This window comes from Candidatus Nitrosocosmicus agrestis (assembly GCF_008389435.1).
Lineage (GTDB): Archaea > Thermoproteota > Nitrososphaeria > Nitrososphaerales > Nitrososphaeraceae > Nitrosocosmicus > Nitrosocosmicus agrestis.
On the sequence record NZ_VUYS01000001.1, the window covers coordinates 1 to 23,729 of the forward strand.

Annotated in this window: 21 protein-coding genes and 1 pseudogene; 8 read left to right on the top strand and 14 right to left on the bottom strand. The window is 33.1% G+C overall.

Annotated features, from left to right (window positions below):
- Both F1Z66_RS16330 and hsp20 read right to left on the bottom strand, forming a co-directional pair.
- Positions 1-1,604, bottom strand: a 1,604-nt coding sequence (locus tag F1Z66_RS16330) for an AAA family ATPase (RefSeq protein ID WP_149861556.1), incomplete at its 3' end; no start/stop codon positions are given.
- Between the two features lie 71 nt (positions 1,605-1,675).
- On the bottom strand, positions 1,676-2,248 hold the full coding sequence (hsp20, locus tag F1Z66_RS00010; RefSeq protein WP_149861557.1) for an archaeal heat shock protein Hsp20: 573 nt from the start codon (positions 2,246-2,248) through the stop codon (positions 1,676-1,678).
- A gap of 124 nt (positions 2,249-2,372) precedes the next feature.
- Here hsp20 and F1Z66_RS00015 point away from each other — a divergent pair, with 124 nt between their 5' ends.
- Both F1Z66_RS00015 and F1Z66_RS00020 read left to right on the top strand, forming a co-directional pair.
- Entirely contained in the window at positions 2,373-2,801 is a 429-nt protein-coding gene (locus F1Z66_RS00015; protein ID WP_149861558.1) for a hypothetical protein, read from the top strand.
- Between the two features lie 246 nt (positions 2,802-3,047).
- The gene (locus tag F1Z66_RS00020) at positions 3,048-3,269 is read left to right on the top strand and encodes a hypothetical protein (protein WP_201448677.1); all 222 of its coding nucleotides are present in this window, start codon (positions 3,048-3,050) and stop codon (positions 3,267-3,269) included.
- 711 nt (positions 3,270-3,980) lie between these two features.
- Here F1Z66_RS00020 and F1Z66_RS00025 read toward each other — a convergent pair.
- The 3 genes from F1Z66_RS00025 to F1Z66_RS00035 form a co-directional block, all read right to left on the bottom strand.
- Positions 3,981-4,415 carry a hypothetical protein gene (locus F1Z66_RS00025; protein WP_149861560.1) on the bottom strand — a complete coding sequence of 145 codons (435 nt, stop codon included), beginning with the start codon at positions 4,413-4,415 and terminating at the stop codon, positions 3,981-3,983.
- A 231-nt stretch (positions 4,416-4,646) separates the two neighbouring features.
- On the bottom strand, positions 4,647-4,946 hold the full coding sequence (locus F1Z66_RS00030; RefSeq protein ID WP_149861561.1) for a hypothetical protein: 300 nt from the start codon (positions 4,944-4,946) through the stop codon (positions 4,647-4,649).
- Between the two features lie 944 nt (positions 4,947-5,890).
- Entirely contained in the window at positions 5,891-6,430 is a 540-nt protein-coding gene (locus tag F1Z66_RS00035; RefSeq protein ID WP_201448678.1) for a dihydrofolate reductase family protein, read from the bottom strand.
- A gap of 623 nt (positions 6,431-7,053) precedes the next feature.
- On the opposite strand from F1Z66_RS00035, the gene F1Z66_RS00040 reads away from it, so the two are divergent.
- The gene (locus tag F1Z66_RS00040; protein ID WP_149861562.1) at positions 7,054-7,998 is read left to right on the top strand and encodes a TIGR03619 family F420-dependent LLM class oxidoreductase; all 945 of its coding nucleotides are present in this window, start codon (positions 7,054-7,056) and stop codon (positions 7,996-7,998) included.
- Positions 7,999-8,022: 24 nt separating this feature from the next.
- Here F1Z66_RS00040 and F1Z66_RS00045 read toward each other — a convergent pair whose 3' ends face one another.
- The 3 genes from F1Z66_RS00045 to F1Z66_RS00055 form a co-directional block, all read right to left on the bottom strand.
- Positions 8,023-8,502, bottom strand: a complete 480-nt coding sequence (locus F1Z66_RS00045; RefSeq protein WP_149861563.1) for a pyridoxamine 5'-phosphate oxidase family protein — start codon at positions 8,500-8,502, stop codon at positions 8,023-8,025.
- 277 nt (positions 8,503-8,779) lie between these two features.
- Positions 8,780-9,676, bottom strand: a complete 897-nt coding sequence (locus F1Z66_RS00050) for an alpha/beta hydrolase family protein (RefSeq protein ID WP_149861564.1) — start codon at positions 9,674-9,676, stop codon at positions 8,780-8,782.
- A gap of 158 nt (positions 9,677-9,834) precedes the next feature.
- Entirely contained in the window at positions 9,835-10,068 is a 234-nt protein-coding gene (locus F1Z66_RS00055; RefSeq protein WP_149861565.1) for a hypothetical protein, read from the bottom strand.
- 489 nt (positions 10,069-10,557) lie between these two features.
- Between F1Z66_RS00055 and F1Z66_RS00060 the strand changes: the two genes are divergently transcribed.
- Together F1Z66_RS00060 and F1Z66_RS00065 are read left to right on the top strand one after the other, a co-directional pair.
- Complete coding sequence (locus tag F1Z66_RS00060) at positions 10,558-11,607, top strand: hypothetical protein (protein WP_149861566.1); 1,050 nt, start codon at positions 10,558-10,560, stop codon at positions 11,605-11,607.
- Positions 11,608-13,386: 1,779 nt separating this feature from the next.
- Positions 13,387-13,608: a hypothetical protein gene (locus F1Z66_RS00065; protein ID WP_149861567.1), complete on the top strand. Its 222-nt coding sequence runs from the start codon at positions 13,387-13,389 to the stop codon at positions 13,606-13,608.
- 235 nt (positions 13,609-13,843) lie between these two features.
- Here F1Z66_RS00065 and F1Z66_RS00070 read toward each other — a convergent pair whose 3' ends face one another.
- Both F1Z66_RS00070 and F1Z66_RS00075 read right to left on the bottom strand, forming a co-directional pair.
- The gene (locus tag F1Z66_RS00070; protein WP_149861568.1) at positions 13,844-13,999 is read right to left on the bottom strand and encodes a hypothetical protein; all 156 of its coding nucleotides are present in this window, start codon (positions 13,997-13,999) and stop codon (positions 13,844-13,846) included.
- Between the two features lie 1,686 nt (positions 14,000-15,685).
- Complete coding sequence (locus F1Z66_RS00075) at positions 15,686-16,525, bottom strand: sialidase family protein (protein ID WP_149861569.1); 840 nt, start codon at positions 16,523-16,525, stop codon at positions 15,686-15,688.
- 283 nt (positions 16,526-16,808) lie between these two features.
- Between F1Z66_RS00075 and F1Z66_RS16340 the strand changes: the two are divergent.
- Together F1Z66_RS16340 and F1Z66_RS00085 are read left to right on the top strand one after the other, a co-directional pair.
- Positions 16,809-16,943 (top strand): annotated as a pseudogene (locus F1Z66_RS16340) (tautomerase family protein); the annotation flags it as partial.
- Positions 16,944-17,221: 278 nt separating this feature from the next.
- Positions 17,222-18,439: an MFS transporter gene (locus tag F1Z66_RS00085; protein WP_149861570.1), complete on the top strand. Its 1,218-nt coding sequence runs from the start codon at positions 17,222-17,224 to the stop codon at positions 18,437-18,439.
- A 144-nt stretch (positions 18,440-18,583) separates the two neighbouring features.
- Here F1Z66_RS00085 and F1Z66_RS00090 read toward each other — a convergent pair whose 3' ends face one another.
- Positions 18,584-19,198, bottom strand: coding sequence for a hypothetical protein (locus F1Z66_RS00090; protein ID WP_159357299.1), 615 nt, complete (start codon positions 19,196-19,198; stop codon positions 18,584-18,586).
- A 349-nt stretch (positions 19,199-19,547) separates the two neighbouring features.
- On the opposite strand from F1Z66_RS00090, the gene F1Z66_RS00095 reads away from it, so the two are divergent.
- Entirely contained in the window at positions 19,548-20,120 is a 573-nt protein-coding gene (locus F1Z66_RS00095) for a CHRD domain-containing protein (RefSeq protein ID WP_149861573.1), read from the top strand.
- 127 nt (positions 20,121-20,247) lie between these two features.
- Here F1Z66_RS00095 and F1Z66_RS00100 read toward each other — a convergent pair whose 3' ends face one another.
- The 3 genes from F1Z66_RS00100 to F1Z66_RS00110 all read right to left on the bottom strand — a co-directional run bounded on the left by F1Z66_RS00100 (position 20,248) and on the right by F1Z66_RS00110 (position 23,714).
- The gene (locus F1Z66_RS00100; protein ID WP_149861574.1) at positions 20,248-20,856 is read right to left on the bottom strand and encodes a hypothetical protein; all 609 of its coding nucleotides are present in this window, start codon (positions 20,854-20,856) and stop codon (positions 20,248-20,250) included.
- 396 nt (positions 20,857-21,252) lie between these two features.
- Positions 21,253-21,885 carry a hypothetical protein gene (locus F1Z66_RS00105; protein WP_149861575.1) on the bottom strand — a complete coding sequence of 211 codons (633 nt, stop codon included), beginning with the start codon at positions 21,883-21,885 and terminating at the stop codon, positions 21,253-21,255.
- On the bottom strand, positions 21,882-23,714 hold the full coding sequence (locus F1Z66_RS00110) for a hypothetical protein (RefSeq protein ID WP_149861576.1): 1,833 nt from the start codon (positions 23,712-23,714) through the stop codon (positions 21,882-21,884). Before F1Z66_RS00110 ends, F1Z66_RS00105 begins: the two co-directional genes overlap by 4 nt.
- Between the last annotated feature and the right edge of the window lie 15 nt (positions 23,715-23,729).

Genomic DNA, 23,729 nt, shown 5'->3' on the forward strand with positions numbered 1-23,729 from the left:
CCTTTAACACTAATGAAATTGGATTCTGACGTGGCTGCAACGGCCTTTGCTATCAAAGTTTTTCCAGTACCGGGTGGACCATATAACAAGATACCTTTTGGTGGTTTTACATCGCCTTCTGTAAATAGTTCAGGATATTTGAGTGGCCACTCTACCACTTGTGATAATTCTTCCTTGATTTCCGACAATCCCCCAATGTCGTCCCAAGATACATTAGGTCTTTGAATCTGAATCTCTCTCAATGCAGAAGGTTGTATATCCTTTAAGGCATCTTCAAAGTCATTATTAGTTATTTTTATTTTGTTTAAGATCTCAATAGGGATTTTTGACTGCTCCATGTTTATTTTAGGCAGTTCTCTACGAAGGGATCTCATGGCAGCTTCTTTTGATAAAGATTCTAGATCAGCTCCAACAAAACCGTGAGTTACTTTGGCAAATTGTTCGAGGTTAATATTATCTGTTAATGGCATTCCTCTCGTATGAATTTGAAGAATATCTAATCTTCCATTCTTGTCTGGTATCCCTATTTCAATTTCTCTATCAAATCTTCCAGGTCTTCTTAAAGCTGGGTCGATGGCATTAGGTCTATTTGTAGCTCCAATTACTACAACCTTTCCTCTTCCCATCAATCCATCCATCATAGTCAATAATTGAGACACAATTCTTTTTTCTATATCGCCAGAAACTTCTTCTCTTTTTGGTGCAATTGAATCTATTTCATCTATGAATATGATAGAAGGAGCGCTTTCTTCAGCCTGTTTAAATATCTCTCTTAATCGCTCTTCGGACTCGCCATAGAATTTACTCATAATTTCTGGCCCACCAATAGAATAAAAGTTTGCGTTTGTTTCATTGGCAACGGCTTTTGCTAACAGTGTTTTTCCAGTTCCTGGAGGTCCATATAAAAGAACACCCTTAGGTGCTTCTATTCCTATTCTTTCAAATATTTCAGGATGTCTAAGAGGAAGCTCTATCATTTCTCTAACTTTTTGTACTTCATTCTTGAGGCCACCTATATCTTCATATGTTATTCTAGGCATTACCCCTCTGGATGTTTCTTTTGAAATAGAGCTGATAATAAATTCAGTTAAACGGGAATCCACCATGGTGACCTTGTTGATAGGACTAATACTGTTAATTACAAAGCCGATCTTTCTTCCCATTATATTTAATGGAATTACATCACCTCTAGTTACTATCCTTCCATCTAGTAGTTCCGGCAGGTGTTCCTCCAAGCCTACAATATTGAGTTCTTCTGTTGGAGAAAGTATAATTTGCTCTGATTTTTCTATATTTTCAACTTTTTTAATGGTTATACGGTCATCGATCCCCTCACCCAAGTTATTGCGGGTATATCCGTCTACTCGTATGAGACCTTTTCCATAATCAGATGGTGGGCTCGACCAAAGCAAGACATAAGTTTTTTTATTTTTTTTGCTTATAACCTCGATTACATCTCCAGCCTTTAGTTGTAATTCCTCCATTACTTCTGGATCTACAAGAGCCATTCCCTTCCCTACAAACTTCGGATCAGTTTCAGCAATTTTTAGTGAAATTGTTGGATTTTGTTTATTATTATTGGTGTTATCCTTTGGATCAACCATATCATATTATCACCTTAACCAGTCGTTCTTTTACAAAAAAATTGAGAAGCTATATACGCTCTCACCTTGTCTTATTCTATTTTTATCTCTTTTCCATTTGGTTTTGCTTGCTGCTTCTTTAATTTTAATTTCAGCTCAAGGATACCATTTGAGTAACCAGCCTTTGTAGCGGAATCATCTATTTCTACATTGAGAGGTATTTCTGTATGGTATTTTTTCTGATCCTTTTCTCCATGAATAGTCACAAGATTTTCAGTTGCATGTACCGTGATATTTTCCTTGGATAAACCAGGCATTTCTGCAGTGATGGTCAAAGTGTTGTTCTTTTCATCAATTGCTGTATCAACTAATGGCTGTCTAACGCTTGATTGTTCTACGAGACCTTGAGCGCCAGGTTTAACATTTCCAAATTCTCGTACATGAGGCTTTCCGTCAGGACCCACTGTTATTTGATATCCGTAATAATATGGAAATGTTGAGCCCTCTCTGAATGAATCCACAGTCGTAGGGCTAATACCTCTTGCGGTGTTAAATACCCTGTTTATCATCTCTTCGGCTTGTGCAAATTCTCTATCCATTTCATCAAAAAAGCTTCTGAATGAATTTTTTCTTGGAATTATATCTCTATCCCAATAGTCAAACATTCAAATCACCTTATATATGTAATAAATGTTTCAAATATAAATTTTTCTAACACTATTGTTCATTTAATCATTGAAGTAAATAATATATTACAGATATTAAAAAATTATATAAGGTGATCAAGTTATGAATACAAGAGAATTTATAACCAAAATCATCCGCCAAACATCTCAAAATCAAATAATGCAGAGAGTAAAGTCATTGCCCAAGATATTGTCAATAGGGGTAATATCCACGTTAGGATTAATCCCTCTGACATCAATATCTACCAGAGGTATGACTGCTTATGCAGCACAACAGCTACAATTGCAAACTAATGATCCATGGTATCAATCACTAGAGATGGCACAAGCTAAAGTCCAAGCAGCTTTGTCTCCTGGAGCGTTTGGACACGGTGTTCCTGGGTTGTATAACATGACTGCAAGCGACATTCTATTGGCCTGTGGAATTTCTGTGTTAGGAGGCGTAGTAGCATATCTGGTAGTCAGAGAGTTACTCAAATACAGGAATAAAAGAAATATCTACAGACTATCAATGACAAATAAGATTATTTAAAGGATCATGGTAAACACTTTTTTTCTTTATTCTAGGACGAAACATAAATTAACAGTCAAAGAAGACATACAACTCCTTTTGCGATTTGCTAAAAGTAAATCACAAGATATTAGAATTTATTCTGTCAATGGCCTTCTTTAGGAGATTTGCCAAATCGATACTTGGCTATGACTTTTTTTCCCTCAATCAATGGAATAAAAAATTTATTTCTCAATTCTTAAAAATTTATTCTGTGGGTCGATTATTATGAGCTGCAATGGGATATGTGAAAGATACAAAGCAAAGAAAATTCCATCTATTTCTTCCAGATACGCCCAAGGACACAAGAGATGCAGTGTCTGCGAAATTTTCATAAAATGGGATGGTAGCCCGTACTGTCCTTGCTGCAGTTACAAGTTAAGGACCAGGTCATTTCGTGGACTTGGAACGAGTAGAATAAGAAGGGAAAAGTTGATCAAAAGATATTAAAAAATCCCTGAGTTCATTTGAATTTTTTCTTTATATCAAATAATAGGCTGCCAATAAATATCGAATCACTCTTGTTATATAGTTATATTTAAAAGTAAATATACATAACTTTGATTAAAGGCAACTACAATGTGAAGTGATAGTAACAAAAAGAATGGGATGTATATCTCAAAGTATTATTATTACTTCTCATGGTTTGGTAATCTTTTTATGTGACGGTACATGCACTACCTGTTCTAGATCATATCCGAGGATGGGAGATAATTGTAAAAATAATATATAATCAAAAAACAAATTTTAATTTTATGATAATACTTTATTTTAAAGAATATGGGAAATTGTAAATATCTCTTTTGCGATATATTATGACAGGTGATGATGTGAAATGGATTTCTCCAAGACACAAAGTCATGTATAAGAAACCATTCTTTTAGACATGTTAGATGGCTGCCTCAAAAGGGATTCACTGGTACCTCCACAGCGATATCATTAAGAACAAGAAGGCCAATCAATTGCCCTATGTGCTCTGCTTTTTCCTTATGGCCTTTTTGTTCCCAAATTCTGAATACCATCATCATGGGTTTTTAAAATTACAATGATTTTGTATTATAGATAGGGATTTATGAATAATCGGTTGCCCCGGAATTGTTTTGTGCTTATCACTAACTAAAGATAAAGAAGAAATATTTTCATAGAAATGTTTAGTTGGACTTAGCTTTGTGCTGCTGCATTGCTACCAGAGTTTTCCTGGTTTTGGACGTTGATGTTGTTTCCGGAGCCTATTGTATCTCCACCAGAAACTACATTGCTTGTTTGGCTTGAGGATTGTGATTGGCTGATACTTTGGTCTCCAACGTTGCCGCCTTGACCACTTTGAGCTAATGCGTTGTTACCAGTGTTTTTTTGATGTTGCAAGCTTAGATTATTACATGAGAGGAATGTTGTTCCACCAGAGACACACCCAGCATTTTGATTTGATGATTGTGATTGCTCTATTGACTGTTTTGCTTTGTTTCCTTTCTTATGCGTTGCAAAGGCGTCATTATCCATAGCCACTAGGGGACTTGCTATCAAAGCTAATGCGACCACTATTGCGATTGATGCGACAATGAGTTTGTTTTTGTTGTGAATATTTGTTTTATTCATATATTTGCTATAATAGAAAAAATATATGGCATTTGCTAACTAGGTGCAATACTCTAATATTCTAGCAGTTATAGAATTAAATGAAGAAATTCTGAAACTAATTGGGCTCTATGGTATTTAATAGGAAATGAGTTCTTCTATCATATTGGCCATGTTTGTCTTTGATGCACGATGGATCTGATTTAATGTATAGTAAGTATTTAAAACGATGACAAAAAATTAAAAAGAGGTTTATAATCCCCGACCATTTGGACAAGAAACATTTGGATTGTTCGCTTTTCCCTTCTCCCATCCAGCCTTATAACCTTCATAGAACTCTTTGCTTCCATGTGGATAGTTGGTGCCGCATTGATCCCAATTGAACCAGCCGTCTTTACATCCCTTAATCCATTCGGCTGACTTTCCCTTCTCGGCTTCGCACTTTGTTGTATGACTTGCTGCTTCTGCGGATTGATTCATTACCAATGCCGGTGTTACAGCTATTGTTGCAACTACTAACGCAATAATTGTTATTTGTAGTCTTTCTTTCATCAAATTTTGGTATATTAATGACTATAAAAATCCATCATAGTTTTACATTTTCTTTGGACAATTCTAATTGAAAGTTCGCTAGTATTTCAAAAATTTACACATATACAGTGTTATTTGTAATATTATTCTCATTAGAATATTGCAGTTGGAGAGATGACCAGAAAATTTCCTTACTTTATGATATTTTATCGCCCAGAATTAGATTTGATTCTTCGGTTTTGTTGGAATGCAATGTTTTTGTATAAAACAACCGTTGGACCATTTACAGTGAACTTACATTAGATGCTTTTGTCTAAAATTGAAATCAAATAATTAGTCATATGTTGTAAAATAAGTTCTTTATCTTTCTCTGCATCTATTGAAACATTATATTAATGTTAGTCAATTGGGCTAGTGTGTAATACAATTACCTGTTATTAGTATCATTTAGTTTGGGTGAGCGTGAGATCAAGTTCCTAGTGACAGTGATCCTAGCGCAATCGCTGATATTATAGAGAAGGATTGGAAAAAGGGTTTGAATGGATTTAATCTAAATTTGATCATAAATGTTATTAGAAAATATTTATCTCGTTCAATAATCTTTTGGGAATTAGTCATCGTGAAGATCATTCAAAATCAAAAACAAAAAATATATTTAAAGTATCAAGTAATCGTATATTATTAATATTAGAAAGAATTGCCATTTCTATAAGGTATTAAGATTAACATGAAACAATTAAGAGAAGATTCCCTAGATAGAGATCTTACAAAAACATCCAAATTCAGATGTGAGTCTGTGGAGTAATAGCAAAGTTCTGATAACACTAGGAGTCTACACTGCAAAAAAATACAACCTAATAGAAAAGCATTTTACTGCTAACAAGTAAACCTAGACAGAGTAAATAAAGATATTGAAGCCGGCTAAATAATAGTCGAGATTAAATACTGCTCATTTTGCAGCCAAATCAATCAACTTTATACTTATTCTGAACAAATCCGAAATTAAATATAGTTGTTTTCAAATGAGTTAAATTCAAGTCCTTTGTTAATGAGTTAGAAAATGATTTACCTTTACCTATGAGTATAGGAACAATAGTTACAGTAATTTCGTTAACCAATCCTGATGAGAGGAAATCCTGTATGACAAGTCCCCCGTCTACATACACGTGTTTGATGGAATCATCTATCAATTGGTTCATTAATTCTTCAGTACACAAATTAGAGGTAGAAGCTACTCCCGTTAGACTATTTGGGATTTCGATATTTTTGGTTGTCAAAACAATCATCTTGATTTCTCTATACGCCCATTCATTGAAGGTTATTACTTGCTCAAAGGTCTTCCTTCCCATTACTATGCAGTCTACAGAATCTAAGAAACTATTAAAGCCAAAATCCTCTCCAGGAGTCACTTTTTTATTAGCTTCATTTAGCCAGTCAACATTACCATCTAACCTGGCTATGAATCCATCCAGACTAACACCTATAAATACGGATACTTTAACCATCAAAACACCATAAAAAAGGTTCATAATATATCTTTCATATGTAGAGGCTAAAAAAAGAAAAGAAATAATTGAATTTCCTGACATAAGATAGCCATCATGTATTTTGTTGGCTATAGTCAGCCTTTATACCTAGTTTTTAGCTTTCGTTTATTACTATACTGAGTATCATTTAGTTTGGACGCGTGGGGATTAAGGTCCTAGTGGTAGCAGGGTTAGAATACCATAATACATCAAGCAAAGGTCCAGAAGATAAATTTTATTAAAGTTAATCTTGTATGCTTAATATTTAGTGGCATAGAAAAAATTATATCGGATTTGCTAGCTCTGTACAATATCCTAATTTTTAACAGTTCTAGAATTAAATTGTAAGGCTGGAAAATAAGAATAATAACAATACAAGAATACTATAACGCTACTGCATCAGATAGGATTTAAGATTTTGATATAATCTATTATTGATGATTTTTCAGTTATTTATTAAAGGAAATAATAGATGATAAATACGAGTAGGAATGGAGAGGGATTAATATCGCTACCGCTATTGATATAGAACGGATGTTCGATGAATGTTTTGATTTTATCCACTAAAATGTTTTAATATTACAAGAATCACTTTATTCATCTTGAAAGTTGGTATCTCACTACCACAAGCGGGTTCACAGGCAACAAAAGAAAATATGCTACATATGGCACAAGCTGCAGAAAGCGAAGGTTTTGATTCTATATGGACATTTGAAAGACTTCTTTGGCCGATTAACCCTCAAACTCCTTACCCTGCAACTCCAGACGGAAGTCTTCCTCAAGAATACCAAATAATGTTTGATCCTTTAGAGACACTCACATTCTTAGCTGCAAATACCAATAAAATTTCCTTAGGCACATCTGTATTAGATATGCTATTTCATAATCCCGTAATTTTAGCAAGAAGACTTGCTACGCTGGATGTATTTTCTGAAGGTAGAGTCATGTCTGGATTTGGAATAGGCTGGTCCAAGGATGAATACCAAGCTTCTAATATTCCATTTAATAACAAGGGAAAAAGAGCCGATGAATACGTCAAGATGCTAAAAAGGATATGGATGGATGAAGATGTTGAATTTAAAGGACAGTATTATAATATACCCAAATCAAGGATTGGACCGAAACCGATACAAAAGCCACATGTTCCAATCTATCTTGGCGGTTTTAGCCCCAATGCAATAAGAAGAATAGTTGAAAATGATTTAAATGGTTGGCTTGGCATTATTGGTGGTATTGCGCCATTTGGTTATGTTCAAAGTGTTGTGAATAACCTTAGAAATGAAATAACCAATACAGGTAAAGATTCTGCTAATTTTAAGATTATTCTCCTAGCTTATCCATATCTTCAGGATAATACTTTTAATTCTCATAATAATGTTGATAGACCCATATTGACAGGAACGATTGATGAAATTGGTGACGATATAAGGAAAATAAAAGACCTAGATGTGGATCATATAATATTTGCATATAACTTTTCACCGATTGGCAAAGATATTGATAAAATGATCGATCTTACAAAGCAATTTTCAAAATTTGCTAGGTAGATAAAATTAATCAAAAGAAAAAAATCATTCACTCTTCCAAAATATTATTTTTTGTGGTTTAACTATTATACAATGTTGACCAATTCCTACTTTTTGGTATTGATTATATTTTTGATAAAGTAATTTATGTCCCTCTTTTAATGAAGGAATTTTATTGCTATTATTATCACATTCACAGCATTCGTCGTTTTCTTCTACATTTTTTTCTCCAATTAGATATGCTTTACCTTGAATCATTACAAAAACCAATTTGCTCCAATCCTCATCATATTCATCTATGAGTAACGCAACATTAGGATGGTATTGAATATTTCTAACTCTTTTTAGTTTTTCGACTGGTTGTTCTTTTCTTTTATTATCTAACGGTATATAATAATAATGCCTATCAAATGCAAAAACCACAGGTACTATATGAGGTATTTGTTTATTATGATCGAGGGTAGAAAGTCTAGCTACTCTTGCTCTGTTTATTATTTCTTGAATAAAAAGATTGTTTGATTGCATATAGTTATGTTTGAATGCTTCATATTATTTACCGTATTTCCTCTAGTTACTGGGTGTATTATTTAAAGTTGAATAAAATTTAGAATCAAAATGACATGAGTCAGAAAAAAAGAAAGTCAAATCCAGGCTTGAGATAATATCGCTACCACATACATTATCATTTAGTTTGGGCGCGTGGTGATTAAGTTCCTGGGGGTAATAGGATTCTAGCACAAGAAGAATCAACCTAGCCCTATTTTTATGAATTAGGAACAAAAGATGTTATATACGAAATTTATCAACCTCCAGACGAATGTGAATTTGTATCTAAAGTAGTATTATGTTTAGTTGTATAAATAGAGGAATGCGATAGTCCTGAGTGAGCCTCAAGCCAGGTATAAAGGTCTGCCAAAACATATTGTTCAATTGGTCCCTGTCCCGTAGACCACTTTGGCGAAGGAGAAAATAAATGACCAAGATTGGGATATGTTATCAACGTATGATCTGGATGATTTAATTCAGTTAGTCGCTGTTGTAATAGAAATGCTTGTTGGACTGGCGTCTGAGAATCATTTTCCCCATTAAGTAGGAGAACATCTGTAGATTTGGATATATTCCCTATAATACTTGGGTTTGGTTCCAAATTAGATATTGATTGCCACCATATAGGACACGGTCTAAGAAGATTGCATTTAGACAAACTGAAAGATGTAAGGTTATCATATTTCTTTATGAACAGGGACTGGAGTTCTTTTTCGATGTCTATTGACTCTTTACTACCAAAATTCTTTTGTAAAGCCTTTGCTATGTCTTGGGTACTATTAGTATTTAAAATAGATATAGGTAATAGGAATTTTGTTAGTAGTTGATATGCAGATAAGTCTTTTATTGATATCGAGTCTGTGTTATTTTTGTCTAATACTTGTTTTGCATAATCTAATGGCGAAGTTACTACCGGATAGTAGTACAAGTCTTTAACTGGATTCTGAGCTAAAGTACCCATAAGAATCACATTCTTTACTATTGTTGAATTATCTATTGCAATTCTTGGGGCATACATTGTGCCTTCGCTATGACCAATTACGCTTATACGCTTAGGATCTATTTCTGGCTGCTTTATTAGAACATTTAAGGCTTTTTTACTGTCTTTAATTAGATCGCTGGCAGTAGCATCCATCCATATGTTTGGATCCAATATCGTATTATTTGTACCAACATCTCTCTTGTCATATCTAAGGACTCCAATCCCCCTTTCTGAAAGATATTGAGCTATCTGTAATAGTGGTGTTGGGGTAGAAGTTGTTTGATTGGAAGTATCATGATGAATATATCCTACTGTCCCATTCTTATCAGTTACACCAGAACCTGAAATAAGAAGAATACCTGGAAATGGTCATTTTCCAATTCCGGAAGAGTCAATTGAGCACTAGTCTTAACCCCATTGTCTAAATCTATTACCAAATCTCTAAACTTTACAGTCTCGATGTATTGTTGAGCTAGTAGCTGATCCTGCTGTTTGAAAATACTGGTAGATACAAAGAATAGTGCTATGATGGATATCATTAACAAACCAAGAGATTGATTCAAACAATGAGTGCTATTCAAATTCAATACTCATAATGTAGTAGATGTATTTGTATTTGTAGCAGCCTTTACATTATGGTATCAAATATGCTAGCATATATTTGGTTTTGAGTCTGCAATCATGCCAAATGACAATATAGAGCGTAATATGAGAGAGTTAAAAAAAATTTCCTATGTGGAGCTGAACTTTCTTATTGTAGTAGGGTTCCACAACCTCAAATGACATAATGAATTCCTTGATCTGATCATATTATTAGTGCTCAACATACAATATATTATACTGTATGGTTAGTAACAATCTGGGCGCGAGGGGACACGGTTCAAGGTGGAATAAAATCTCTATGTAAAAAGATCAATTCATTGGGTAAAATAGAAATTACTTTTGAGCCAATTTGTTTTAAGATTTGTATAAAGTATATTTACTAGTACTCTACTATTTTCAGAGCATAAATCGTGGTCGATAGAACCATAAGAGTATGAGCAAGCGTATACGTGGCTAACTCTGATCATTTGGAATACACTATGAAACTTTTTAATAAAATGGATAAAAAATACAATATAGTGGACGAATTAACATTTCGTCAGTTAAAGGGATCGAAATACCATTATCCAGAAGTTACAGATGTAATTGCTGATCCCACAATGATGCTTGAAATGGTAGTTGATTCAATTGGCATCACAGAAAAAGGATACGATACAGTCATTGATCCTCTAGTGTATAGTTTTATATTGAAATACTTCAAGGATGGGATTGATATGATCGACAGAAAAATTGAGGAAAATGGGATTAAAGCAAGAATGATAGTAGATGTAAATAAGGAAAATATCGACTTCATAAACACAATAAAATTCCATGAAATCAAACATATAGATGGAATAAAAGGCAATTTTGGAATTTTTGATAATCGAGCATATATGGTTTTTATTTTTCACAAAGAGAGTGAACAGCCAGATCAAACATTATGGAGCAATTCTAAAGCACTAGTTGATAGACAGCAAGATCTATTTAACAAGATGTGGGAAATAGCAATACCATTATCCGCTAGGACCAAAGAATTAGAATATCAAAGCATTCCTGACTATCAAAACGCATTAACAAACGCTAAGGAGATCAAGAAACAAGTAGACTTACTAATACAACAAAGTAGAGCTGAATTGTTACTGATTTCTTCCTCAAAACTACTTAATCTAATAATCTTGACCACTGATTTTCTAATCCAAACTTTGGTTTTATTAAAAAGAGGAGTAAGGATCAGAATTCTATCCGATATGATTGATGATGATATCAAAAGTAAATTCAATTTTATTAATGGCTTAGGTTTAGGTCAGCAAATACAGTATGAATTTTCGAGTATATTAGACAAATTTAGCGAATTAACGATAATAAGCGATGGGAAATCGATGCTCCGATGTAGTATTAAACCATCTAATCAAATGATTGGGCATTTTACTACAAAGGAATCCATCATTTTTGTACAAGAAATAGTTTTTGAAAAATATTGGAATGAAGTAATGAGTTTAAAGATTGCCAATAGTGATTAAAATATGTGCCAAGGTATAACTATAATCTTGCCCATTATGTACGTTGTACAGAATTTTTTTATCGATTTATCGTCCATAGTCAATTTACCTTTGAAAAATAATGATAATCTTAGCGGACAAACAGAATGTTGCTACTCTCTTTAGTATCATTTAGTTTGGGCGCGTGGGGACTAAGTTCCTTATGGCAATATAGTTTTAACATATAGAATACATGTAATTAAATTCAGTAGTCTCGCTCTCTATCTAATTTATTGTATCAATGCTGATATACTCATACTAACCTTTAGTGATCACAACCTATATTGGCTGAAAAAAAAACATATTTTTACTTTGATAGTACAAGAGAATCTAAAAAACCGATTTGAAATTATTAGTACACATCAAATATCTGATAGATAGAAAATCACCAGGTATAGATACAATACAATAACATCGACAGTTTCTAAAATACATTCTGAGCATTTGAAATAGCAAAGTCAGATGAACGTATTTGTATTATAATAAGAGCAAAAAGTACGATAAAAAAGATAATTGACAATTTGGACAGTTAGGTTACTATTTGGATTGTTTACTCTGAAAAAGAAAATCATACTGATTCATGTCAAGCGGATGAGATTGTTTGTATTTCGTGATCTGAGTGGAAAAATATTACACTTACCAACCAACCAATTCGTATGATAACAATAACAACAACCTTTAAATACGATAAGATGTAAATATATAAACGTATAGATCTTCTCATCTGTGCTTTAGTATTGTTTTTTTTCTTTTGTGAGAATAAAACCTGTGTCACTTGCGACACAAAAGTAGAATTAATCTACCTTAATATATCTATATACCAAATCTTATTTAAACAAAAATTACAGGAATTGACACAAGAATTAGAATCCATATCTTTGCTGATTTGGGCGAGATTAGATGAGATTCATTATTTCTTGTTTTGAGATGTCACGTGACGATAAAATCAACAATCATTTCTTTTCATTTCTTTTCTTGTAATCTGGTTTGCCAAGGGTTACTCTTGTATCGAGTTAATGGTACATTAAACTGACCTTGGTGTGATTATTATTTTCTTTCTCACTCTCTGTTGCAATTATCCAAATTTTCAACCATTTGATTAGTGAGTTTTGGTCCATTTTCAGCAACAAATACCAGGGTTAATCCATTTCGGCCAGTACAGGTCAGGTCAATTTACGCAAAAGTATTTGATTTTTGACTGAACCCATTAGCAGCATTTTTGAACTCGCTATGTTATAAATACAGTAATGATGAGGTTTTTCAAGTTTTTTCTTACAACTGATTCATCATAACCTCATCATGTGTACAAAGATTACTAATATCTTCGCTAAAATTGAAGCAATTAACGAGGAGAAGTTTCAGCTTCATTTTTATTACTACCATTTATTTAACAGTCCGGCATTAAAATTAAAGCGATCCTAAATAGAATATACAAGAATATTTTGAACCTGACACTCCCCTACAAACTGGAATAATAGATATGGAAATATACATCTTCAAAAAAATGAGCAAGGAAAGTGAATGTATTGCAGATTTTAATTGCCAGCTAACTGAAAGTTGATGAAGGCTAGTGTAAGCTTGCCCAATCAACGATAAAAGTCATTATAGTAAGGGTATTTCAAGAAACTTTTCCTTCTATTATTTTTGTTATTTTAGTATCTGCGTGTAGGGATACGGTTCAAGGGTTGGAGAGAACTCAAAACCTTACTGGCGCCACTAAAAGATATGAAGAACTGAAACCATAAAGAAGAGAGAATTCAGATGACAGTAATTCCTGAACAGTTTAATGAAGGATACAGCAAAGGAAGATCGGATGCTCGCATAATAAATAGAGAAGGTAAAGTAAACCGATGGATTAATATGAATGATATCAATCACAAGCACGACGACTGGATTTATGGGTATTGCAAAGGTTTTGCAGATCAAAGAGAGAAGATCGAGATGGATAGGCTGTCGGAATCAAGACAGGTTAAAGAAATTTAAATATTGGTGTTTTCTGATTGGATAAATGCATGGGATACAATTCAAAATTGAATCTAATTATAGCAAATAAAATCGTAAAATCAAATGATATCTTACTTTCAATTTTTCTTTACTTCATAGTGAATCAAAACTATTCCAAAGTCCAACGCTATCGATTCAATAATCCTAATTTGAATTAAATAATATTTTATGGTTTGGGAAGGTATGTCTCTTGTGATTGATTTAAATCACCTTGTCAATCGCGCTTTCCCCATTCACTGATAAAGTTGCCGTTTGTGTCAAACTTTTGAACGCGGCAGTTGCCATCATCAGCCACATACAGATGACCCAAATCATCCACGGCTATCCCTTTGGGAAACTCGAATCTCATTGCCAAACTTGGCAACTTCATTAAATTAAAGAATATCTATTATAGTATGACTTTGATTTAAGAAATTAGATGTAGACGATCTAATAATTTCTTAATATCATCACTGATCACATAAATCGACATGATTCAAAACCGAATATGATCTAGAATTAATTTGACATGTAAATTTGGGAATCGTTCAAATTCCAATAGTTATTATATCATTACCACTATACAGTATCAATTAGGTTGGGCGCGTGGGGACACGGTTCAAGGTTGAATTGAATCTATTATCTATTTTACTAAATCAAATAACCATAGATACCTTTTATCTAAATAGTAAGAAATTATTCGGTCAATCACCAGGTTATTGATGTGTCTTAGTCAATATCAAACTTAATTCTCTTTTAACTTGATCAGTATACAATCCACATTAAATTAAATAAACTTGTTGCAACCAGTAATCCCGATTATTTCAAACTATTGTTATACTCTTCACACCTTAATTATTTTTATAATATCAATTCATATCGATTCATACATTTAATTCTGATAACATCAGTAGACAAAACAATTCTACTCGGACTCACTATCGACTTTAATCCGATTTCTTTATTTTCTATTTGTGATAGTGTAACTTTACTGATAGGAAGAGAACTGTAGATGCTATTGCCAGACACATAAAACCTGAAGTTAAAAAATACAACAGATCATCCCGATGATCATTAGTTCCGATCACTGCAGAATAGATATATGCCGATCCAAAAAATATCATGAAAATAGCAAAAATAGTTCCCATGAAAACAATTACATTTTTAATAATTTTATTCATAAAGAATAGTTAATTGAGTGACAAGTACATTTGGATCAAGTCTTTTTATTTTTATTGGTGAAAAATCTAGTATTGTGAAATTCGTATGCAATTATAAAACTAAAATGTAAAGTCAGCACCTTCCTCATAAAAGACTATATAATTTACACCAGTAAGCACAGTATCAAAATCCTTCACCACCTGAATGTTAATTATCTTCCGATTCCCTCTTTGTAGAAAATTATTGATTTCATCCATTATAGTATTATTCCATCGAAATATTTCCTGTTTTATCATATCATATGTATTTTGAGAATTTTATATAAAACTCAATCGCAAAATCATGTTAAAGAGGTTATAATGCCTTGCTAGGGTAAAAATATTTTACATATCCTCCCAAATTTTTTTACCCCAATATTAGTCAGATTTGACATCGACCCATGGGATATAGTTTTAGGTTAAATAGAATTTAATATTGACTTGACTTGAGTATTCGGAATAGGGTTTTCAAATTTCGGGCAGAGATAATATCATTACCATTTCAAATACAGTTAGTTTGGAGGAGAGCATGGGGATTAAGTTCCCGGTGATAGTAGGGTTTTATCATCGTAGTTAATAATTCTTGTTATAATCAATATTTGTTTGAGGTTTTATTCTATTGTAATTTTACAGCAAGGGAACAAATTTGAACAATCAGTATAAAATTCATACATAGACATGTATTAGGAGACTGTGATAAATCGTAATGAATTATATAATTTCTCAAAGAATAAGACTTCAATGTTGGAAACGATGAACAAGGTAATCTCATAAATAAGTCTACGGGTAACAAATACATTTGACTTAATAAAGTAATTACTAAGTACAAAATAATATTTAGTTGATTTGACGACTACGATAAAAAAATGGTATAATTATCAGGAGCTGGATGTGCCACCAATATTGGTATCAGTGGAATTTGATGAGAGTATTATTTTATCACCAAATGTTTGTCCTCCATTATCGCTAATTTTCATCATTGGCGTATCTGAACCATCCAAATTTCTTTCCCACCATGTAACATACACCTTACCATCAATTGCCTTTATGTGTATTCTGTCTGAAATAATCCCTTTTGATTGACTCAAATTGATATCTTTGCCAAAAGTCTTGCCGCTATCGTTAGATACTTTTAGGAATACATCTGGTTCGTAAGAAGTACTGTTCTTTTCAGCTCCTGTTGCTAGTACAAACACATTATCACCATCAGCTGCGACCTTGAGTTCATATGGAGCTATTTTTACCTTGTTATAATTCATTTGGGCCATGTATGTTTTATTTGTTAGACTTGAATTAGTATTGTCAGTTAGTAATATTGCCGGATTGAATGTTTTTCCGTTATCGTTTGATGTAATGACATAAGCATCGGCGAAACCGGATTTATTATCTGCGAATGTAACATATACATTATCTCCTGAAGTTGCAACATCAGCTTCTACAGAAGTCCCATTTGTAGAGTTGCTCAAGCTAATTTTATCACCAAATGTTTGTCCACCATCAGCTGATGCTTTAAACATCACCTCATAATTTCCTGAACTATTCCCCCACCAGGTTACGTACACATGATCGCCTGAAACTGCTATTGGAGCTTTTCCGTCACTTCTATCAATGTGTGGCCAGGAGAAACCATTTGATGTTTGAACTTGATATACTGTTGTAAGTAGTGCAGTAAGGATGAAAATCGATACGATAAATGCGCCTTTTGACTTGCTTTTCATACATAGCTTTTACTATAGCAGTATAAAAAGAATTATTTAGCAAGTTTTCACAATATTTTAGAACCTCTATTGAGGCAATTCCTTCTGCACTTTATTATAAAATAGGGTAAAGTCTAAACTAACAATTCAGTTGGCTCCAATCCAAGATGTGTAATCAAGTCTGTTAATTAATAAGATCTACTTTAGGAAATTTATCACTCTACTAATAAAATCTTATTAGTTTCGATAGTGAATAATTACTATGCCCATAGTTAATGTACAGATGTAGAGTGGAAGAACTCCAAAAGAAAATGATAGGCTAGCAGAAGCAATTACGGAGGATATAGTCAAAATATTGAAGGTGGGCAAAGAAGAAGTTATAGTAGTATTTACCGAAGCTGCTCATGGAAATTGGTATGCTTCTAGTATTCGCCTATAAAAACAAATATTATTTTGCAGTAATTGATATCAATATAATTAGTTTGACTCGTAGCAACAGTCTGAGCGCGCAGGGATAAGTTCCCTTTGGTAGAAAGATCCTAGTAAAATAGAAATTCTTTTTTTATTGATGTAGATGATAAAAATAAAGAACAAGAATCGTTGGTTCACAAAATCATATTAGTCTAAAAAAAGTTGTAAATTTGTTCTCGGTATACAGTATTAGGAGAGCCTAACACATAAACAGAAGTGGTTATTAAAAAAAGCAAGTAATAACGCATGCCATCCAAAGACAAATCCACAGATGAAAAGCCGAAAGGTATTCGCAACGTTTTGTTTTTGGGTTTAGTCAGTTTTTTTACAGATTTTTCGACAGAGATGATTTTAGGATCATTACCAACATTTATAGTAAATAATTTAGGTGCATCCAGAGATCTTCTAGGTGCAATAGAGGGTTCATCTGAACTCACTAGTTATATTTTTAGGATGATATCAGGTTCGTTGTCTGATAAGGTTAGAAAAAGAAAAATTTTTGTATTAATAGGTTATGGGTTGTCTACGATAAGCAAACCATTTTTTGCTATTTCTAGTAGCTGGGTAGATGTATTTATTGTTAGAGCAACTGACAGAATAGGAAAAGGAGTAAGAACCGCTCCCCGAGACGCCTTGATTGCAGATTCAGTATCCGATTCGATATCAGGAAAAGCATTTGGAATTCACAGAACAATTGACCAGATGGGTGCGATAGCTGGACCTTTGGCTTCTTTTGCGATACTGCAGTTTATGGACATACAATATGTTTTTCTTTTATCTCTAATACCAGGAGCTATTGCTGTAATAATTTTAGTTTTCTTTGTAAAAGAAGTAGCAACAAAAAAACTTGCATCACCGCCAACTATCTTTGGAAATATAAAAGATATGATAAAATCAAACAAACCATTTGTCATACTTGTAGTTATTACAGGAATATTTAGTCTAGGAGCATTTAACTTTTCATTTATTCTTTTAAAAGCGTCAGAATTGGGAGTTGAACAAAGTTTTATTCCAATAGTTTATGCAGTAATTAATATAGCACATACGATGGTAGGAATTCCCGCAGGTATCTTAGCGGACAAGATAGGAAAAGAAAAGGTTCTTTTGATAAGTTACACTATTTTTGTCACATCTTCAATTCTAATGGTTGTATCTTTTAACAATATAGCCTATGCTTACTTTTTAGCTGCAGTATTTGGATTTTATGTTGGTATTTCTGAAACTGTTCAAAGAGCAATAATTCCAAGATATGTTCCATCTGAATTGAGAGGAACGGCTTATGGGCTATATAGTCTTGTAACAGGAGTCTGTTTTTTCACAAGTAATATTACTTTTGGCTTTATCTGGGATACATATAACATTCAAACGGCAGTAGTTTATAGCGTCTCTTTATCCCTTATTGCCATTTTAAGTATGATCGCATTTATAAAAAAATATAATAATGTAAAGGCTCATTTATCCTAAAATACAAAATCAACAAAAAGCATCATTATTTAGTATAATATTGAGTAACAGTTCTATCTGTAAGCATTAAGTTCCCCCATGGTAACAGTGTTCTATATCAACGATAGATATCACAATAGGATGAAAAAAAGTGCTTGGCATTATCTAGTTCAATAACCAAATAGTTCTATGGACTTCTGGAGAGTCTTCATATATCCCTAATTTACCATTTAGAAATGATAATTTTTCACTATTTGTGTTATCAAATAGAATTATTCCATGAAAGATGAGGCCTCTTTCATTAATGACGCCAATGTCAGAAGACATCCAATCTATGGTTTGACCATCCGAAGTTTCTATCGTTCCGTTACCTTTTCCCTGTATTATGGTGGATTGAGCATTGTATGTATTGATAAAGGTCATATTGTTTTTTACGTTGCCTATGTCTTTCATAATTGCATCTTCTCCGAACATTTCTTCTGTCACAAGTGTAGGTGAGGTAGAAAGTTCTCTTGTACTTATGAAACTCCCATTAATGGTTTGATATATGGGTTCTGAAATATCAAGGGAGTTTATTTCTGGTTTTAAAAAGCTGATTGGTTCAGTATTATTATTAACATCAAGATTTTGACCTACTACTGTTTGATCATAGCATATTATGAAAAGACCAAATCCAAAGAACATTGTTATGTATGTTAACAGGTTTTTATTCATGTTTCTGTCAAAATTAATCATAAATATGAAAGCATATAATCTAAGGTCATATTTTACTATTCTCAAAAAAGTTTAAATCTCAAACTAGTAGGGTTCTATGACACTTGATAATACAACAAATTCTTAGAGATATGTATTCTCATTTGTGTTTAAAATAGGACAATTTGGAATGTTTCTTAGTAACAGTCTGGGCACGAGGATTAAATTCCTTACGATAGTAAGACTATCAAAAATTTTGGCCGATGAGGATAGCAATAAACCAAGAACATATGGAGCCGTCATATTATAAGAACAAATTTACGATTATCTTAATAACAACTATTCCATTTAAATAATATATCCATAATATCGAGTCAGTTTACTCCCTTTGTTAATAAATACTTTATAATTAATTTGATACTAAATGAGTTAAATCATGTATGCCGCATTAACTTTGACGATTATAATACTCGTATCATCATATTTTCTTATTCAGACACCTGTAACGGTTGTATCATCCGAATCAAAGTTATTGCAACAGGGTCAACAAAATCAATCTTATATAGCAACTTTAACGGGAGATAACACAAACACAACAGGGGTTGTTAAATTTATGATCAATCCACAGTATTATAGCGATAATGAAATGTATTATGAAATAAACTTGACAAATATTCATAATGATGTCGCAAGAATTGACATTCACTTTGGCAAAGTAGGTGATAATGGACCTACTGTGGTTACACTATATCGGAACTCTATATTCCTACCTTCCGAAATTTGTTGTACCTATGCAGGTGCAGAACATGAAAGAACCAAATTGTTTTTTAATGGAACAATTTTTACTCAAGCCTTCGAATTTGGGCCATTAGCTGGCAGCAGAAACATAACCGATTTGGTAAAGCTTTTTGATAATGGTAGTGCATATATAGAAGTTTATACGAATAACCCTGATTCCTTAAGTTTGTTTAATACAGATGGCGAAATTCGTGGACAAATAACAAAGTAAATGACAATGGATTGTCTTAATAATAACAAATCATTATGATAACATGGTTCTATAAAATAATTAATTATACCCACATTATCCAGAATCATGCTGAAAATTCAAATGAAAAATATAGATGATTTTGGACTTAACTTTGGGCCGCTGCATTGCTACCACTGTTTGTTTGGCTTTGAACGTTTACATTGTTGCCAGAGCCGATTGTGTCACCGCCAGATACTACCTGGCTGTTTTGTTCGCTTGATTGTGATTGGCTGATGCTTTGTTCTCCAGAGTTGCCACCTTTCCCATTTCCACCTTGTTGTGCTAATGCATTGTTACCAGAGTTTTCCTGATTCTGAACATTGATATTGTTGCCAGAGCCGATTGTGTCACCGCCAGATACTACCTGGCTGTTTTGTTCGCTTGATTGTGATTGGCTGATGCTTTGTTCTCCAGAGTTGCCACCTTTCCCATTTCCACCTTGTTGTGCTAATGCATTGTTACCAGTGTTTTTTTGATTTTGGAAGCTAACGTTATTACATGATAGGAAAGTTGTTCCACCAGAAGCGCACAAGGCATTCTGAACTGATGATTGTGATTGTGATATAGACTGTTCGGCTACATTACCTTTCCTCTTTTTGGTTGCAAAGGCGTCATCCATAGATACAATGGGACTTGCTATCAAAGCTAATGCGACCACTATTGCGATTGATGCTGTAATTACGTATTTCTTGTTGTGAATATTTGTTTTATTCATATATTTGCTACAATAGAAAAAATATATGGCATTTGCTAACTAGATGCAATACTCTAATATTCTAGCACTTTTAGAATTAGAATATGAAATCCGAAAATAATAGGGTTCTATTACACTTTACAAATAGTAAATTCTTTGACCTGAGTATGCTTATTTGTGCTTTAAATAGGACAATTTGAATTGCTTCTTAGTAACAGTCTGGGCGCGTGGGGATTAAGTTCCCTGTGGTAGTGGGGTTCTATTATACACAAACATTTAGCATTGTTAATATAAAATGAAATTTTGGGTGATCCATTTTGATTAATATTGGATCGATTTTTAAAAACAGAGTAAAGTCATAATTTAGGGTATAATTTGTTCCAAGTCAGTAAGAATGAAAAATATTTGGCATATCTATTACTTGGAATCTTTAGTATCACTTTGTTCATCTGTGTATCTGACTACAATCTGATTATTTTTTTCATTGTTTACTATAAAAAATAATGTCTCTGTTTGCATCAATTCGATTCTTTCTGATTCAAACTTATCCTTTACCTCTATCTTTTTTGGCCTAACAGATCTTTTATCAAATGGAAACACTTCAACCAACATCCGTGCAGAAACTAATCTATTTTCAACGATATATTTACCAGGTTTTATAAAAGATACGCAAAAGATATCATTCATTCTCAGATTAGAACTATCAAATTCAATTTCCTGTTTGCTTTTTGAACTATATATTGAAATAGAGTATTGCATAAAACCATCAGAGACATAAAATCCAAAGTAGTTATTTGTTGATAAATTATAATGGTCGTATCTATTTCTTAGAATTTCATTAATGTCCAAGTTATTCGTTAATGCTTTGTTCTCCTTTCCAACACTAATATTAATAGTCTTGAGCAATCTGTTCCTGTTATATATATTGCAGGTATAGTGACCCTCATTTACAAACCTATGGTGTAAAGACTGAAGCACAGATACAAACTTACTATCATAATCTTTTTTTTCGAATAGAGAACGATTGAGATTAAAATTCAAAGTAGTCATATCGTTGCTCCTATATCTGCTTTAACGATTAACTCATTATTGTTGATTTCTATGCCTATATATTCAATAGGTAATTTTACTGGTACCAATGGAGGATTAATAGTCTGATTGATCGCGACAGGATCATACAGATCTTTTAATGCAGGTATATGGGTAAATTTATCAGTTTCTGGAAGAACAGTCAGAGGATCTTCAAATGCAAATAATGCAACTTGGACATCGAAAAAATCTTTTATCCATTTCCATATATTGTCATTAAGATCTAATACATCAACTAAGAGTGTCTGTACCCAAGCAAGAATATCACTTGGAATATCCAATGCAGCACGGATTGTATCGATTATCAGATCTTTGGCTGCATCGACAGCTGCTTTGGCCCAACTGGGGATCGATAAAATATTTATAACATTGTCAAGGAAATCTTCAAGTTTATCTGCTATAGTATCTGCTAAATCGACAAAGTCGATCTGTATCGGGAGCAACGGATCTAAATGAAACTCCCATTTATTGATTCCACCCGCATATGTGGTATACCAAGTTTTCAGATTTGCTCTAAAGACAGTAACCTCGGAGGTAAATCCACTCACATCTATTGGAATACTAAGATCGGGGTTTTTGGTAAAGAGTGAATATCCAGGTGAACATACTGTGCCATCGAAAGGTATATCCAGACATCCACTAGGGATTATTGGAATGGTAGGTACATCAACACCAAAAGTTATCTTGAATGTCTCCCAAAAGATGTCTAGTTCTTTTATTTCCATATAGTTATTTTCAAAATTAATAGAACCACCCTTCAACTTTCCTACAATCTTATAATGAATAGTGAAAGTACTACCAATGGTGTCTTCGAATGAAAATTTGATTCCTTGGATAGCGGCCTGAAAAATCTTTTTGAAACCATCTTCAGATATCGCAACTGTCATGTCTGAAGGACCGGTTCTAATTCTAGGTTTTTCTATTTTGGTAATAGGTTTGGGACCACTGCCTGATAACTGGGAAATAGTATATGCCATTGTTAGATAATCTATATTTAGAAATAGCTTTAATTGATCATCTTCACTTGCAGGGTTATTGGGAACTTGTGCCGATGGAGAGATTTTAATATTTATCTCAGGTCCACTTGGATCCGGGGGATCAGGCAATTTCCTTGTCTTTACCATTTCTTTTAAGAGCATATCTTCTATTTGAGGTAACATTAATTTTGCCACAAGCATTACATAACATTCAATCATGTTCTCCATTTCAGTCGGCGTCAGATCCTTGATCTCAAAATCTTCTAGACTCAATTTGGCCAGACTTGGACCTAGTTTCATTGAAGTGGTTGCAAAAAACTCTAATGAAAAACAATTGAGATTCCTGGTAGGGATAAATATTTCTCTGCGAAAATCCGGTATCCTTTTATATATTTTTATAGATTCCAAAAATGATCGTAATTCATCAGGTGTAGGACAACCTAAACCTACAGAAATCTTAGTGTAAACGGCTAACTGCTGATTATTCAAAGAGATTTCTTGTGGCATAGTAAACTGGTCATTCTTGTAAAAATCAATTTTAAAATCATTAATCTGAAAACAAGCGGGTATAAATGAATTTGGTGAAGATCCAACTACTGGAACAGGTTTTATAGGAGTCAATAAAGGGTTTCCAGCGGCTCTAACACTACCATGTGCATCTATGGGATTACAGACAATACTAGGATGACTATTTAGGTCATTTGTACCATAATTAAAGAGAGAGGGTCTTTGTTGCATAATCAGTTGAATAGTTCGATTGATTCCTTCATCCTTAATAGCCACATAAATATCACAATTCTGAGTTAGACTCAATGAAAACAGCTATTC